This window comes from Bacillus sonorensis NBRC 101234 = KCTC 13918 (assembly GCF_001592005.1).
GTDB classification, from domain to species: domain Bacteria; phylum Bacillota; class Bacilli; order Bacillales; family Bacillaceae; genus Bacillus; species Bacillus sonorensis.
The window spans coordinates 284,560-299,040 of the sequence record NZ_BCVZ01000001.1 but is presented as its reverse complement, the minus strand read 5'-3'; the positions used below and the strand labels follow the sequence as shown (position 1 = coordinate 299,040).

The window sequence follows — 14,481 nt, the reverse complement described above, 5'->3', positions numbered from 1 at the left end:
ATGGCTGATATTAGCGATTAACCTTTTCTAAAAAATAAACGTCCATATGAAGCAAAAAAGCAGATCTCGTAAAAGATCTGCTTTCTATTACATACTGATTTGTTTCTTTTGTTCATGAGCTGTTTCTGGCTGTATTTCCTTCGTGAGTTGATGACCTTCTATGTCTACATTCGGAATAATCTTGTCCAGCCATTTTGGCAAATACCAGGCTGCATTCCCCATCAGCTTCATCAGACTTGGAATCAGTGTCATTCGTACAATAAATGCATCAAAGAGCACACCAAAGGAAAGAGCCAACCCGTTGGCTTTAATAGAAGCTTCACCAGCAAAGATAAACCCTGCAAAAACGAATATCATGATCAGGCCGGCTGCGGTGACAACAGGACCGCTGTGTTTTAATCCAGCCTGAATGGCTTGTACTGGATTCTTTGTTTTTACATATTCTTCGCGCATTCTGCTTACAAGGAATACTTGATAATCCATCGCTAATCCGAACAGAATCCCAATGGATAAAATCGGCAGGAACGCGAGTATCGGCCCTTTTTCAGGTATTTTGAACAAGTCGATGAGATTCCCGTCTTGTAAGACAAATACACAGACTCCAAGAGTGGCTGTCATCGTCAAAATGAAACCTGCAACCGCAACAAGAGGCACAAGCAACGAACGGAATACGATTGTCAGCAATACAAACGCAAAACCAACAATGAGTACAGCAAACACCGGTATCGCATCATTAAGGCGATCTGAAATATCAATATTCACTGCAGTCGATCCAGTAACGAGCAAATCCACCCCATTTTTATCTGATAAGCTGCGTACATCCTTTACCAAATCCTTCGTTGCTTCATCATTTGGACCTGTTTCAGGAACGACCGTAATGATGGCAAAGTTCCCTTCTTTATTAGGCATTGCAGGAGTGACACTCGCCACATGGTCCAGTTCCTTTATTTCTTTCACTGCATCTGCGAAGGCTTCCGCCTTATTTTCTGTCACACTTGCGGCATCCGCTACGATTGTTAATTGACCATTAAATCCTTCTCCAAAACCGTCGGCAAGCAAGTCATAAGCCCGGCGATCCGGGTTATCCTTCGCTTTCATCCCTGCATCAGGCAAGCCCAGCTCCAAATGCATAGATGGGATACTAATAACGAGCAAAATCAGAATGCTGCATACACTTAGCATGATAGGATTCTTTGTGACAAAGCGTCCCCAGACATTTGTTTCCGCGCTTTGTTTTTCTTTTTTCTTGTTTGCTTTCGGAACCATCCGTTTCCCAGCTATCGACAAGACGGCAGGCACAAGCGTGATTGAAGCGAGAACAGCCATCAGTACACTAAGTCCTGCTGTCAGCCCCATTGCAGACATAAAAGGAATGTTAACGACAGTCAATCCGCAAAGTGCGACGATAACAGTAAGTCCGGCAAAAACGACTGCACTCCCGGCTGTTCCTGTAGCTCTCGCAATTGATTCATTTTTTTGTATACCTTCGCCTAAAAACTGGCGGTGCTTCGTAAAAATAAATAAAGCATAATCAATTCCAACTGCAAGGCCAATCATTCCGGCTAATGATAGACTGACGGAAGCGATATCGAATACTTGTGTCCCAATCAAAACAAGCCCAATACTTACACCTAATCCAACCAGTGCTGTTAAAATCGGCAAACCTGCTATTAATAAAGAGCCAAACGTAATGGCCAAAACGATAAAGGCCAAAATAATGCCGACAATTTCAGAGATGCCGCCTATCTCCATCTCAGCTCCTGGTACATCTCCGCTTAGCTCAGTTTGCAATCCCTCATAATCAGCCATTTTCAAACTGTCTTTTAAGTGTTTGATAGAGTAATCTTTAATATCATCTGCTGATGATTTATACTTGATATCAGCATAGGCAACTGTGCCATCTTTCGCGATTGTTCCTGTCACAAAAGGACTTGCAATCGCGTCAACGGAACCATCTTTATCGATTTCCTTTAACGTATTTTCTATTGCTTTTTCCGCTGACTTCGAAGTCAGTTTCTCCCCATCTTCAGCACCGAAAATAACCCGTATGCTCCCTTTATCAGGACCGTGGGGAAATTCTTTTTGAATGACATCCATCGCTTTTTCCGAAGGTGTGTCAGGTATGGACATATCCTCAGAAAAACTTGGTTTTAACGTGATTGCAAGGCCTATCGAAGCAACTAGCACAACGATCCATGCGCATATTACTTTTATGCGATTGCGAGCAACCCATCCTCCTAATTTATATAACATTTTTGACATGATAATCTCCTTTCAACACATTGCTTGATCACATTCTTCCTCATTGTAGTGGACAATGAAATAAAAAAAACGTACATTCGGGCATGTACGTTTGGGCAAATTTTAATTTGATATTATTAGTCTAATGTCAGAATGCCTCTTTGCATGGCAATCGTCACTGCTTCAGTTCTTGAATTCGCGCCTAATTTATTGTAAATGGACGTTAGTCTAGACTTTACTGTTCTCTCAGAGACGCCCAAATCAAAGGCAATCGCTTTGCTTTTAAGACCTTTAGCAATTGCTTTTAGAACTATGACTTCCTTTTCTGTCAGCTGCGTATCACTGCTCTGCTTCTTCATCCGCTCCAATTGGATTTCTTGCAGACGTTTTAAGATATCAGGCTGCAATAGCACGTTTCCTCTTATTGCTGCGTCCATCGTATGAAAAAGGGTTTCTGAACTTGTATCCTTCAATAGATATCCTTTCGCCCCTAATTCAATTCCTTCGATCATTAAGTGATCTTCATTATACGTAGTCAAAATAATGATAGGGATGTCGTGTTTTTCTTTTATTAGTTTAATGGCTTCTAACCCGCTCATCTCCGGCATATACAAATCCATGAGAATAATATCCGGTTTTAATTCATCTGCAAGGCGAACTGCCGCTTTGCCATTTTCCGCCTCTCCTATGATGATGTAGTGATCATTCGTTTCAATTAAAAGCTTCAGACCTTCCCTCACGACAAGATGGTCATCAACGATTAAAACCTTATTCATCTTGCATCTCTCCCTGAATTGGTACAGTGATATCAATTTGTGTTCCTTTAGATGTTGTACTCTTTATATTGAATTGGCCTTTCATTGCTCTGACGCGTTCTTCTATGCCGAGAAGCCCATAATGTCCTCTCTTTTTCTTGCCCTTTTCAACATCAAATCCTTTGCCGTTATCCTTGACGGTTAAATGGAGCCTCCTCTTATCATCATCCCAAATGGACACTGAGATCGTTTCTGCTTCAGCATGCTTTACGGCATTCGCTATGCATTCTCCAATGATGTAATAACAGTTTTCAGCTGTTCGAACGTCCGGCACTTGGTCTAATCTGTAGTCTAAAAAGCAAGCCATGCCTGTCGACTCTTGAAAATGATCCATTAATGAGGTAATTCTTTCTTTTAAAAAACCGATTTCTTCTGATTTGCTGCGCAGATCGTCAATCGCTGAACGTGCATCAGCTAGTGTGCTTTTCACTCTATTCATAGATTGTTGAACGATTTCTTTTGCTCTCTCTGTGTTGTCTTTGGCGAGATGAATATGAATAGCGTCCAGCTGCATATTTAAACTGACCAGCCCTTGAGCAAGCGTATCGTGCAAGTCCCGGGCCATACGCTGTCTCTCGTTTTGCAGCGTCAGCTGTTCTACCTGCTGATGAGCCAGCTCCAGCCTTTCAAGAGTCAGCTGCGCTTTTATCTTTTCATCGACTTGGGCAAAAAATGTAGCGGCATATGTGATAATCACGATCATAATAGGTACTGCTATAACAAGAAAATGCAAATATTCACCTTTGTGAATATGATATAGTACAGTGATTGACAGCAGAAGCAATAAATAAAGGATGAGGAACGTCTTTCTTCTGTCTGCCATTCCTATAATCTGTCCGATCAAAAATGCATAAAGGCCAATGATGATCAGCACTAAAAAGCCTGACATGACATTAGCAAGTGTAAAAGTGATCAAACCTTGTAATACGAAGTACAGAATCACCCTTTTCTTAACCCAGCGATATGAGTGCCAATGCATCAAAGCAAAGATGGCGGTCAATACCGTAAACACATTAAGCAATAAAATGGACCAGCTCCCATTAAGAAATTGCAGCACGATAGAGGCAACATAGATCATGAGAATAAAAGCCAGGCCCGGCACTCTGAGTGCAAGCATATTTAATGCCCGCCTATCATGTGAGTAGTATTTTTCTTTGAAAGGATTCCTTATCAGCAAACCTCATCCACTTCCTTTAACAGTTTAACCAAAAAGAGACTTATGAAAATCGATCCCATTTCATTGAACGTGCAACATACATTTATCCAATCATTTTATAGGAAGAGAAGGAACACAACAATACCAATGTGCAGTGAACCATTAGATCTTCCCAACATATGATCATTGCCCAAACGTACATATGCATTCTGCCTTTATGTACGTTTTATCTTTCCAAATTTACATTTAAAATAATGAGGAACTCACTTTTTATTAAAGGAATGATCAACATTGAAATCGATTGATCACACAATTTTATCATTAAAAAGAAAAGGTATCCGAACTGAGAAAGTGTCAAAAAATCAGTGCCCTGATCGATTAAGCAAGAACGAAAAAACAGACAAGCATAGAAACAAAAATAGTCAATCCAAGAACAAGCGTAAAGAAAAAGAGGAATGAAGATGTATTGGTTCTTAGGTGCTTTATTATATTTTCTCGTCGGTACTTGTATTTTCATTGGAGTCATTAGAGGCAGTCACTCAGGCTCATGGATACTCCTTGCATTAGCAGCCCCGTTCATCATTGTTGGCTATCCTTACTTTTATTTAAAGCAGCATCTTGCTAAAAGATAGCAAAATAGACGCTATACAATCTGAGGATCTTGCATGATCCTTTTTTTTCGGCCTATCGACGGTGTTTATTTTTCGAAAAAAGGGAATAGAACAAAAAAAGAGAAGGAGATGGAAACGATATGAAAAGCGACCGGACGATGCATATCATTTCTTGTACAGACAACAATTACGCGCAGCATTTGAGCGTCATGTTCACCTCATTGCTGATGAACATGGACAAACAGCGGGATGTCAAACTGTACGTGATTGACGGAGGAATTGAAGAGGATCATAAAGAGAGGCTGAAAAAGACGACTGATCGCTTCGGTGTCCCCGTTACATTTCTTGATGTGGAAAAAAGCCAATATGACAGGGCCGTTGAGAGCAGCCATATTACAAAAGCGGCTTATTACAGAATTTCGATTCCCGATCTCATCAAGGATGAATCTGTGAAAAGAATGATATATGTCGATTGTGATGCCTTGGTATTAGAGGATATATCAAAACTGTGGGATATGGATATTTCGCCTTATTATGTTGCGGCTGTCGAAGACGCAGGCCAGCATGAACGCCTGAAAAAAATGAAGATCAGCGACACGGCGAAATACTTCAATTCGGGTATTATGATCATAGATGTTGAAGAATGGAGAAGGAACAGCATTTCAGAAAAAGTGATCAGCTTTATTAATAACAACAGCAAGGATATGTTTGTATTCCATGACCAGGATGCGCTTAATGCGATTCTATATGATAAGTGGTATGGCCTTCATCCGAGATGGAACGCACAGACCCATATCATGTTAAAGGAAAAAACACCGGCAACCCTTTTGGACAAGAAGCGCTATATGGAAACAAGGGCAAATCCCGCAATCGTCCATTTCTGCGGAGGAAACAAGCCCTGGAATTCGCAAACCGCGCACCCGTACGCCCGCCATTATTTTGAGTATTTAAAACAAACAGCATTCCATCAGCCCGCCAAACTATCTAAAAACCATGTCAGTTAAAATGCCAATCTTCTTTTTTTAAGCTTCCATTTATAGATATAATCACGATAACCCTAACGTATCCCCATAGACGCTTGTTTCCTCAAAACAGGAAACAAGCATTTTTCTAGTCTTGAAAAAAGGTGAATGGAGGAGGGACTATGGTTAAAGTGCTGTTGACGCTGAGCGAACCTTTTTATCGCGCCGCTCCGCGGTTCAAAGAAAAGCTTGACAAGCTTGGAGCCGAATTTCTCTTTTTGGATTCGGAAAGTTTGGGCAGGGAGGAATTGCTGGCCAACGTCAGAGACGTCCATATTTATGTTCTCGGCGTCGAAAAAGCTGATCGCGAACTGATTGATGCCGCACCGAATCTGCGTTACATCATGAAATTCGGTGCGGGCGTCGACAATATTGATGTAGCCTACGCCAAGGAGAAAGGCATTTTCGTCACGAATGCCCCTGGTCAAAACGCGTCATCAGTCGCTGATTTGGCATTCGGGCTCCTGCTTGCTGGCGCAAGGTCGATTCCGCAGACAAATGCAGCTGTCAAAAACGGTTTATGGAATATATCAATGGGCTATGAACTGGATGGAAAAACACTCGGGCTCATCGGCTTTGGAGAAATCGGCAAAAAAATCGCCAGGCGGGCGTCGGGTTTTAACATGAACCTGCTGGCATACGGCACATACAAGGATTACAAGTCGGCAAAGCTGCTCAACGTGCGCTTTGCGGAATTGGATGATCTGCTGATGAAATCGGACTTTGTATGTATCAGCACTTCATTAAGGCCAGAGACATTTCATCTGTTGAATGCAGAACGGCTGGCGAAAATGAAAAAGACGGCTTTTCTGATCAATATTGCGCGCGGGGAGGTCATTGACGAAAATGCGCTTGGAAAAGCGCTTGAACAGAACATGATTCGGGGCGCGGCTTTGGATGTTTTTGAAACAGAGCCTCCCTCATCGCGGATTACCCTCCTTTCCAACGCCATTTGCACCGCTCATATCGGCGGCGCCACATATGAAAGTATCAGGCGCATTGAAACGATCACGTATGAAAATATCAAACGGTTTATCGAAGACCAGCCTTTAGCCTTCACTGTTGAGGATTCAGGCGCCATCCGGACGTAAAAAGACGGTTCAAACAGAACCGTCCCTTTTATATTCACGATCTTTGAAAAAACTCCACCATTTCCCCCTCAGGGCCGAAAATAAAGAAATAGCGGTAGCCGTTCGGCAGTTCGGTAATTCCGTCCTCCATCAGCTTCACGTCGGTTTCTTTGATGCGGGCGAACTCAGCCTCTATATCATCTGTTGACACCGCAAAGTGATGAACTTTCCCTTCCTGCGGAAGCTGGTCATTGTAGCCTTCGATGAGCTCAAGCTCTGTTTCATCCCGATTTTCAAATCCCAGAAATGCAAGCTTGATGATCCCGTTCGTATGGATGAGCCTGTCTTTCAGCTTCATGCCGACAACGTCTTGATAAAATGCGATAGATGCTTCAATATCTTTTACCATAACACCAACATGGTCGATTCGCGCCATCATGTGTTCCCTCCTTATTATTCTCCACCATCTTAAAGAAAATCTGAATAGACTGTCAATTCATGCGCCATTTTTCTCTCCTGTGCATAAGAACATGGCCGGGACGGTTATGGTAGGATAGAGAAATACTAAACATAAGGACTGAACAAAATGAAGACGTTAACACTCAAACACGCTTATGCGGCAAAAATTAAAAAGGGTTTCCCGCTGATTTTAAAGGAAGCGGTTTTTTCAAAAGATGACGGCATCTCAGAAGGAGCGCTGATCGAGCTTGTAGATGAAAAGGGCGGTTTTCTGGGAAAAGCCTATTATGGAGAGCAGAATAAAGGTGTCGGCTGGGTGCTGACACAAAACAAGGAGGAGCCCATTGACCAGGATTTTTTTCTCAGCCGCCTGGCAACGGCCATTCAGGCACGACATCAGCTCTTCCAGAGTGCTGAAACGACAGCCTTTCGCGTTTTCAACGGCGAGGGTGACGGAATCGGGGGACTGACGATTGATTATTATGACGGTTATTTTCTGATCCAGTGGTACAGCAAAGGCATTTTTGCATATAAGGAAGCGATTATTGCAGCCCTTGATGAAATTACAGATTATAAAGCGATTTATGAGAAAAAAAGATTCAGCGCGGCCGGGCAGTATGTGGAAGATGATGATTTTGTAAAAGGGGAAAGGGGAGAATTTCCGATTATCGTCAAAGAAAACGGAATACATTATGCCGTTTATCTCAATGACGGCGCCATGACCGGCATTTTTCTCGACCAGCGCCATGTCAGGAAGACGATCAGGGATCGATATGCGGAAGGAAAAAACGTATTGAACACATTCTCATATACAGGGGCGTTTTCCGTTGCTGCGGTATTGGGCGGGGCCGTCAAAACGACAAGCGTCGATGTTGCAAACCGCAGCTTGAGCAAGACGATCGAACAGTTCAGCGTAAACGGTCTTGATCATGAAGCGCACGACATAAAAGTGATGGATGTATTTAAATATTTTTCCTATGCCGCTAAAAAGCAGCTTGGCTACGATCTGATTATTCTTGACCCGCCGTCTTTTGCAAGGACGAAGAAACATACATTCAGCGCCGCAAAAGACTATAAGCATCTGTTGAAAGAAGCCATTCAAATCACCAAACATGATGGCGTCATCGTCGCCTCGACGAACAGCAGCGCTTTTGGGATGGAAAAGTTTAAAGGCTTTATCGATGCAGCATGCAAAGAAACGGGGACAAGCTATACGATCCTTGAAGAACATTCGCTGCCTGAGGACTTTAAAACGTTGCAAAGCTATCCGGAAGGCAATTATTTAAAGGTTGTGTTTTTGCGGGTTCATCATCGCTAATGCGGTAAGACCGCTTCCGTTTCGCTTAACCGGTCTCCGGCCGTCGAGCAGGACAAAAAATCGCGGCATTTCACCATGAAAACGATACCTCTTGAGAGATTATTCATGTATATTGATATTACGTGAAAAATTGTATAGGGGGAAGCTATGGATTACGGAGTTTTGTTATCGATTGGAATTTATATGGCTGGAATGCTTTTGATTGGATACTTTGCTTACCGCCGAACGTCCAACTTAACCGATTATATGCTTGGGGGAAGGAACCTTGGGCCGGCTGTCACCGCTTTAAGCGCGGGTGCTTCGGATATGAGCGGCTGGCTGTTGATGGGGCTTCCCGGCGCCATGTTCCTAAACGGGCTGAGCAGCGGCTGGATCGTCATCGGCCTTACAATCGGAGCCTATTTGAACTGGGTGTATGTCGCCCCGAGGCTGAGGACATATACGGAAGCGGCCGGCAACAGCATCACCATTCCCGATTATTTTGAAAACCGTTTTAAGGACGGGTCGAGAGTCTTAAGAATGACATCAGCTCTTGTTATTTTAATCTTTTTTACATTTTATACATCCTCGGGGATGGTGGCGGGAGGAGAGCTTTTCAAAACCGCCTTTCATCTCGATTATCGAATCGGCATCTGGCTGACAGCCGGAGTTGTTATTTTGTACACGCTGTTTGGCGGCTTTTTGGCGGTTAGCTGGACAGACTTTGTGCAAGGAACGATTATGTTTATCGCCCTCATCGTGATGCCGCTCGTTGTGTTTATCCAGCTGGGGGGAGTCGGCCCTGCCTTTTCTGAAATCCGTTCAGTCGATCCGGAGCTTCTGCAGCCGTTTAAAGGAACGACTGTGATCGGCATCATTTCGCTGTTGGCATGGGGGCTCGGTTATTTTGGGCAGCCTCATATTATCGTCAGATTTATGGCGATTTCCAGTGTGAAGGAAATGAAGAGTGCCCGCAGGATCGGCATGGGCTGGATGATTTTTTCTATTTGCGGAGCGATGCTTACCGGGCTTGTCGGAATCGCGTATGTCAGCGTGAACCATTTGCCTTTGAAAAATGCGGAAACGGTATTTATCGTTCTTTCTGACCTCCTGTTTCCGTCCGTGATCACAGGGTTTTTGCTGGCCGCCATTTTGGCTGCTGTCATGAGTACGATTTCTTCACAGCTCCTTGTCACGTCAAGCGCCCTGACGGAAGACTTCTATAAAGCGTTCATACGAAAAGATGCATCTGACCGGGAGCTGGTGCTTGTCGGAAGACTGGCGGTTCTCGCCATTTCACTGATCGCACTGATCATGGCGCTTCATCCGAATGAAACGATTCTGAATCTTGTCGGCTACGCATGGGCCGGTTTTGGAGCCGCATTTGGCCCGGTCGTCCTATTAAGTCTGTATTGGAAGCGAATGACGAAGTGGGGTGCGCTTTCGGGCATGCTCGCGGGTGCGCTGACAGTCATCGCTTGGGAACAGGTGGAGGCTTTTCGCCCGGTCTATGAAATTATTCCCGGCTTCATTGTCTGTACGGCTGTCATCATTGTCGTCAGCCTCCTGACAAAAAAACCGCCTGCAGAGATTGAAGACGAGTTTGATACGGCCGTTGAGAATCTAAAGGGCTGAAGTTTTAGCAGCAAAACGGACCGCTGCGATGCAAGCCGCCCGGCAAATCAAAGAGACCCCCGAATATTCGGAGGTCTTTTTGTTATACCGTAATAAGAGAAATGAGAAATGGCGCAGCGCAAAGCGTAATAATCGCAGCCAAGATCATCGAAACGCTTGAAATGGTTCCGGATACAGAGCTGAGCTCAAACGCTTTTGACGTACCGGCGCCGTGTGCGCTTGTTCCGAGCAGAACGCCTCTCGCAATTTCATTATCGATTCGAAAATAGCGGATGACCATCGGCCCGATAACAGAGCCGAACAAAGCGGTCAAGATGACGAAAACGGCGGTAACCGCCGGCATTCCGCCGATCATTTCAGAGACGCTCATCGCAATTGGCGTTGTGACTGAACGTGGAATGAGGCTCTCAATCAGATCTGCATTAAGCTTAAACAGCTTTGCGATAAACGCCGTTGACAGAATGGCGATGCAGCTGCCGACCGCCACATTGATGATAATTTCAACGGCGTATTTTTTTAAAATCGGGAAGTATTTATAGAGCGGAATCGCAAACGCCACGGTCGCCGGCTGAAGCATGTCAGTTAACAGGCGCCCTCCGGCATTGTAGGCTTCAAAAGGCACGTTGATCAAGAGCAGCAGCCCGACCAAGATCAGCGGTGTGATCAACAGAGGCGAAACATACACCTTTGGATGGCGGGTGTATACCGCTTTGGCCCCCATATAAATCAAGACGGTTGCGATCAGACTTATGCATCCGATGAACATGTGTTTTTCCTTTCCTTTCTTTTGGCGATGATTTGCGTCAGCATGCCTGTCGATACCATGACGACAAACGTGCTGATCAGAACGACGAGTAAAATGCTTGGTCCAAAATTTTTGAGAATCTCTCCATAGTTCATAATCCCGACCGCAGAAGGGACAAAGAACAACAGGAGCTCTGCAAGAAGCCATAATGCGCCGAGCTCAATCCATTCGAGTTTAATGACCTTGAAATACAGTAAAGCAAAAATCACGATTATCCCAAGAATGCTTCCCGGTATTTTTATATGAAGAACCTCAACAATCAGATTCATCAAACGCGCAAATAAAAATAAAAGAGCGACCTGACTGATTCCTTTAATGAATGTTTTCATGTCATTATCCCCCTTTCTAAACAAAAGTGTACATGAGTTTTAGATATAGGTAAAATACATATACAGAATAATGTCTATTCATTTTGTCTATACAAAAATCGCTGAAATCAGGGCGAAAGAAACAGTTAATTGACTAAAAATGTAAAATGGAGGACGGAATAGATTGCCTGTTTTCTGTGACAATTACACCTTTCCACCCCCATGTCTTTGGCCTTGCCCTGATGGGAAGCGGAATTGGATTGATTCAAAAAGAAAGGTCAGATGTCCTTGAAAAACCGATTCCTTTGGCTCCTTTCCTGTGTACAATTCCCCAAAAACAGTATTTAAAGCCTATTCAACATCCATGCTTTTCGACTTAAACTATAAATATTGGAAATGTGCGCAAGTCTAGTAAAAGATGTGAATCTATGAAAAACAAAACTGAAGTATGATTGCATGAAGAAAAATCCGAACCATAATGCAGTTCAGAGGTGACATAAATGGACTACTCAGGCACGCTGGAGAAAATACACGGGGTTCTCTCCCACAAGGCGGCGGAGCTGGAAGAACAAATTGCGAGACTGGAGCGGGCGAAACGCGATGTTGAAAGAGAACAAAGCTTGGGCATCGAAGAAATCAGACAGATTTTGCGTCCTGGTCTTGGAGAAGCGTGGACCGGAAGCCGGGCAGCCGACTTTGATGAAGCACGTGATGAAGCGCACACCGCAATGTATAGAATATTTAACGATGATTATGAGAGGTATATTCATAAAATCGATTTGAAAATATTTGCTTTAGACGCTGAAAAAGGAGCAGTCGAAGCTGCAAGCTGGTCTGCGGACCGGGCGGACTTTCTCCTGGAAAAGGGGGAAGAGGCAATCGACGCTCTGCATAGTACAATCAACGGGTTAAAAGGGTGGTTGAAATGAGCAAAACGATCAAATTGAACCATAAAGTCGTCATGAAACAGCTGGATCAAGTGAAAAGCGCGCTTGACTCGCTTTCCCTAAATGGCCCGTCAGCTGGATCGCTTGGACAAAACAAGCTTGATTTTACAAAAAAGTGGCTTGAACGGGAGGAAACCATCCGCGATATGGTCAATCAGTACAAAGAGGCTGTGTATAAAAACATCGAGGACACGCGTTCAAATGTGAATTCCTTGAAGGAGCAAGACGAGGCGATCGCCCGAAAATAAGCGCTGTCGGCAGCAAGCCGCCAGCGCTTTTTATATTGGCCGGCAAAGCGATTGGGGTGTGAGAAAATATGAAAATTGGTTTAAAATATGATGTAAAGCGAAAATCTTGCACCAAGCTCTGAAAGGATGTCAAACAAATGGACATACGTCATTTAACCTACTTTTTAGAGGTAGCCCGTTTGAAAAGCTTTACAAAGGCCGCCCAATCCCTATATATATCACAGCCGACGATTTCAAAAATGATCAAGAACCTTGAAGAAGAGCTGGGAATCGAGCTGTTTTACCGGCGCGGAAGGCAGATTGAACTGACTGATGCCGGCCAAAGCATGTATGTGCAGGCCCAGGAAATCACCAAATCGTTTCAAAATTTGACTTCAGAGCTGAATGACTTGATGGACGTGAAAAAAGGGCATGTCCGGATCGGCCTGCCGCCGATGATCGGTTCAGGCTTTTTTCCGAAGGTCATCGGTGACTTTAGGGACAAATATCCGAATGTCACGTTTCAGCTTGTTGAACACGGATCTGTAAAGGTGCAGGAGGGTGTAGAGGACGGATCGCTTGATATCGGAGTCGTCGTTCTGCCTGCAAAAGAAGAGATTTTTCATTCCTTTACGATTGTAAAAGAGAATTTAATGCTGCTTGTTCATCCGTCACACCGTTTTGCCGATGAAGAGGAGATTGAGCTTCAGCAGCTGAGTGAAGAGCCGTTTATTTTTTTTCGTGAAGACTTTGTCCTTCATGAGCGGATCATTACGGCATGCTTAAAGGCCGGATTTCGGCCGAACGTGATTTATGAAACATCCCAGTGGGATTTTATCAGTGAAATGGTATCGGCGAATCTCGGCATCGGTCTTCTCCCCGAAAGAATCTGCCGGGACCTTGATCCCGAACGAGTCAAGATCATCCCCGTCGTCAGGCCGGCCATCCCTTGGCATGTCGCCGTCATTTGGAGAAAGGACCGTTATCTTTCATTTGCGGCAAGGGCTTGGATCGACCACACGAAATCGTATATATGGAGTCCTCATTCAGAAGAAGGAAGGAATGAAGAAGCATGATGAACCGCCAAGATGCTGCGGCATTAATCGAAAACGTCAGAAAAGAAAACCCGCTCGTTCACAACATGACGAATAATGTTGTCACGAACTTCACTGCAAACGGCTTATTGTCACTCGGCGCTTCCCCGGTCATGGCCTATGCGAGGGAAGAGGCGGCCGACATGGCAAAAATCGCCGGCGCCCTCGTATTGAACATTGGGACGCTGAGCCTTGAGGATGTTGAGTCGATGATCATTGCCGGCAAATCCGCGAATGAACACGGCGTCCCCGTCATTCTTGACCCTGTCGGCGCAGGGGCGACGCCGTTCCGGACGGCATCCGCTCAGCGCATCATGAGAAAAGTGAAAATTTCCGCTGTCAGAGGCAATGCAGCCGAAATCGCCAACACGCTTGGAGACGAAAGCTGGGTGATCAAAGGGGTTGATGCCGGGGAAGAAAAGGGAGACCGGATGGCTCTGGCAAAAAAAGCGGCCGGCGTCTGGGATACAACCGTCATCATCACCGGTGCTGAAGACGTCATTACTGACGGAAGGAAGCTTTATACCGTTGAAAACGGCCATAAGCTGTTGACCAAGGTGACGGGGACAGGCTGTCTTTTAACCTCTGTGATCGGCGCGTTTTGCGCCGTTGAGAAACACTATTGTAAAGCCGCTGTATCAGCAGCCGTTTTTTACGGATGCGCGGCGGAAATAGCCGCTGAAAAAACAGCGCATCAAGGCCCCGGAAGCTTCCAGATAGAATTTTTAAATCAGTTGGCCGCTGTAAAAGCCGAGGACATCCAAGCACGCGGTCGCATAAGAGAGGTGGAGTAG

The 14,481-nt window shown here is 44.6% G+C and carries 16 protein-coding genes; 10 read left to right on the top strand and 6 right to left on the bottom strand.

All coding sequences use genetic code 11. The annotated features are described in order from the left end of the window. Positions 1–87: 87 nt before the first annotated feature. The 3 genes from BTR1S_RS01445 to ydfH form a co-directional block, all read right to left on the bottom strand. Complete coding sequence (locus BTR1S_RS01445) at positions 88–2,262, bottom strand: MMPL family transporter (RefSeq protein WP_006639540.1); 2,175 nt, start codon at positions 2,260–2,262, stop codon at positions 88–90. A 116-nt stretch (positions 2,263–2,378) separates the two neighbouring features. Beyond that, positions 2,379–3,017 carry a two-component system response regulator YdfI gene (gene ydfI, locus BTR1S_RS01440; RefSeq protein ID WP_006639539.1) on the bottom strand — a complete coding sequence of 213 codons (639 nt, stop codon included), beginning with the start codon at positions 3,015–3,017 and terminating at the stop codon, positions 2,379–2,381. Continuing rightward, positions 3,010–4,233: a two-component system sensor histidine kinase YdfH gene (gene ydfH / locus BTR1S_RS01435; RefSeq protein ID WP_006639538.1), complete on the bottom strand. Its 1,224-nt coding sequence runs from the start codon at positions 4,231–4,233 to the stop codon at positions 3,010–3,012. The genes ydfI and ydfH overlap by 8 nt, the downstream gene beginning before the upstream one ends. A gap of 270 nt (positions 4,234–4,503) precedes the next feature. On the opposite strand from ydfH, the gene BTR1S_RS22355 reads away from it, so the two are divergent. From BTR1S_RS22355 to BTR1S_RS01425, 4 genes are all read left to right on the top strand, one after another. Then, a complete protein-coding gene (locus BTR1S_RS22355; RefSeq protein WP_155910204.1) occupies positions 4,504–4,671 on the top strand; it encodes a hypothetical protein in 168 nt (55 codons plus the stop codon). Beyond that, positions 4,668–4,844 carry a hypothetical protein gene (locus tag BTR1S_RS22350; RefSeq protein WP_155910202.1) on the top strand — a complete coding sequence of 59 codons (177 nt, stop codon included), beginning with the start codon at positions 4,668–4,670 and terminating at the stop codon, positions 4,842–4,844. The genes BTR1S_RS22355 and BTR1S_RS22350 overlap by 4 nt, the downstream gene beginning before the upstream one ends. 119 nt (positions 4,845–4,963) lie before the next feature. Next, positions 4,964–5,827 carry a glycosyltransferase family 8 protein gene (locus BTR1S_RS01430; RefSeq protein ID WP_006639536.1) on the top strand — a complete coding sequence of 288 codons (864 nt, stop codon included), beginning with the start codon at positions 4,964–4,966 and terminating at the stop codon, positions 5,825–5,827. Between the two features lie 140 nt (positions 5,828–5,967). Then, positions 5,968–6,936 (top strand): phosphoglycerate dehydrogenase, encoded by a 969-nt coding sequence (locus tag BTR1S_RS01425; protein WP_006639535.1) that lies wholly within the window; start codon positions 5,968–5,970, stop codon positions 6,934–6,936. Positions 6,937–6,970: 34 nt separating this feature from the next. Here the strand turns inward: BTR1S_RS01425 and BTR1S_RS01420 are convergent, their stop codons facing one another. Continuing rightward, positions 6,971–7,351 carry a VOC family protein gene (locus tag BTR1S_RS01420; RefSeq protein WP_029419681.1) on the bottom strand — a complete coding sequence of 127 codons (381 nt, stop codon included), beginning with the start codon at positions 7,349–7,351 and terminating at the stop codon, positions 6,971–6,973. A 150-nt stretch (positions 7,352–7,501) separates the two neighbouring features. Here BTR1S_RS01420 and BTR1S_RS01415 point away from each other — a divergent pair, with 150 nt between their 5' ends. After that, positions 7,502–8,692, top strand: a complete 1,191-nt coding sequence (locus BTR1S_RS01415) for a class I SAM-dependent rRNA methyltransferase (protein ID WP_029419680.1) — start codon at positions 7,502–7,504, stop codon at positions 8,690–8,692. A gap of 147 nt (positions 8,693–8,839) precedes the next feature. After that, a complete protein-coding gene (putP, locus tag BTR1S_RS01410; RefSeq protein ID WP_006639532.1) occupies positions 8,840–10,306 on the top strand; it encodes a sodium/proline symporter PutP in 1,467 nt (488 codons plus the stop codon). An 82-nt stretch (positions 10,307–10,388) separates the two neighbouring features. On the opposite strand, the gene BTR1S_RS01405 is transcribed toward putP, so the two are convergent. Next, complete coding sequence (locus tag BTR1S_RS01405; RefSeq protein WP_006639531.1) at positions 10,389–11,072, bottom strand: CidB/LrgB family autolysis modulator; 684 nt, start codon at positions 11,070–11,072, stop codon at positions 10,389–10,391. Further along, complete coding sequence (locus BTR1S_RS01400; RefSeq protein WP_006639530.1) at positions 11,054–11,440, bottom strand: CidA/LrgA family holin-like protein; 387 nt, start codon at positions 11,438–11,440, stop codon at positions 11,054–11,056. The genes BTR1S_RS01405 and BTR1S_RS01400 overlap by 19 nt, the downstream gene beginning before the upstream one ends. A 479-nt stretch (positions 11,441–11,919) precedes the next feature. Between BTR1S_RS01400 and BTR1S_RS01390 the strand changes: the two genes are divergently transcribed. From BTR1S_RS01390 to thiM, 4 genes are all read left to right on the top strand, one after another. Beyond that, positions 11,920–12,348, top strand: coding sequence for a DUF5082 family protein (locus BTR1S_RS01390; RefSeq protein WP_006639529.1), 429 nt, complete (start codon positions 11,920–11,922; stop codon positions 12,346–12,348). Then, positions 12,345–12,614 (top strand): YwqI/YxiC family protein, encoded by a 270-nt coding sequence (locus BTR1S_RS01385; protein ID WP_006639528.1) that lies wholly within the window; start codon positions 12,345–12,347, stop codon positions 12,612–12,614. The genes BTR1S_RS01390 and BTR1S_RS01385 overlap by 4 nt, the downstream gene beginning before the upstream one ends. A gap of 137 nt (positions 12,615–12,751) precedes the next feature. After that, positions 12,752–13,669: a cidABC operon transcriptional activator CidR gene (gene cidR / locus BTR1S_RS01380; protein ID WP_029419679.1), complete on the top strand. Its 918-nt coding sequence runs from the start codon at positions 12,752–12,754 to the stop codon at positions 13,667–13,669. Continuing rightward, the gene (gene thiM, locus BTR1S_RS01375) at positions 13,669–14,481 is read left to right on the top strand and encodes a hydroxyethylthiazole kinase (RefSeq protein ID WP_029419678.1); all 813 of its coding nucleotides are present in this window, start codon (positions 13,669–13,671) and stop codon (positions 14,479–14,481) included. The genes cidR and thiM overlap by 1 nt, the downstream gene beginning before the upstream one ends.

Excerpts from the sequence above, each read along its gene's own strand:
- putP (WP_006639532.1), top strand. The coding sequence starts at position 8,840 with ATGGATTACGGAGTTTTGTTATCGATTGGAATTTATATGGCTGGAATG.
- BTR1S_RS01430 (WP_006639536.1), top strand. The coding sequence starts at position 4,964 with ATGAAAAGCGACCGGACGATGCATATCATTTCTTGTACAGACAACAAT.
- thiM (WP_029419678.1), top strand. The coding sequence starts at position 13,669 with ATGAACCGCCAAGATGCTGCGGCATTAATCGAAAACGTCAGAAAAGAA.
- BTR1S_RS01445 (WP_006639540.1), bottom strand. The coding sequence starts at position 2,262 with ATGTCAAAAATGTTATATAAATTAGGAGGATGGGTTGCTCGCAATCGC.
- BTR1S_RS01390 (WP_006639529.1), top strand. The coding sequence starts at position 11,920 with ATGGACTACTCAGGCACGCTGGAGAAAATACACGGGGTTCTCTCCCAC.
- BTR1S_RS01415 (WP_029419680.1), top strand. The coding sequence starts at position 7,502 with ATGAAGACGTTAACACTCAAACACGCTTATGCGGCAAAAATTAAAAAG.
- BTR1S_RS22350 (WP_155910202.1), top strand. The coding sequence starts at position 4,668 with ATGAAGATGTATTGGTTCTTAGGTGCTTTATTATATTTTCTCGTCGGT.
- BTR1S_RS01400 (WP_006639530.1), bottom strand. The coding sequence starts at position 11,440 with ATGAAAACATTCATTAAAGGAATCAGTCAGGTCGCTCTTTTATTTTTA.
- BTR1S_RS01405 (WP_006639531.1), bottom strand. The coding sequence starts at position 11,072 with ATGTTCATCGGATGCATAAGTCTGATCGCAACCGTCTTGATTTATATG.
- BTR1S_RS01425 (WP_006639535.1), top strand. The coding sequence starts at position 5,968 with ATGGTTAAAGTGCTGTTGACGCTGAGCGAACCTTTTTATCGCGCCGCT.
- cidR (WP_029419679.1), top strand. The coding sequence starts at position 12,752 with ATGGACATACGTCATTTAACCTACTTTTTAGAGGTAGCCCGTTTGAAA.
- BTR1S_RS01385 (WP_006639528.1), top strand. The coding sequence starts at position 12,345 with ATGAGCAAAACGATCAAATTGAACCATAAAGTCGTCATGAAACAGCTG.
- ydfI (WP_006639539.1), bottom strand. The coding sequence starts at position 3,017 with ATGAATAAGGTTTTAATCGTTGATGACCATCTTGTCGTGAGGGAAGGT.
- BTR1S_RS01420 (WP_029419681.1), bottom strand. The coding sequence starts at position 7,351 with ATGGCGCGAATCGACCATGTTGGTGTTATGGTAAAAGATATTGAAGCA.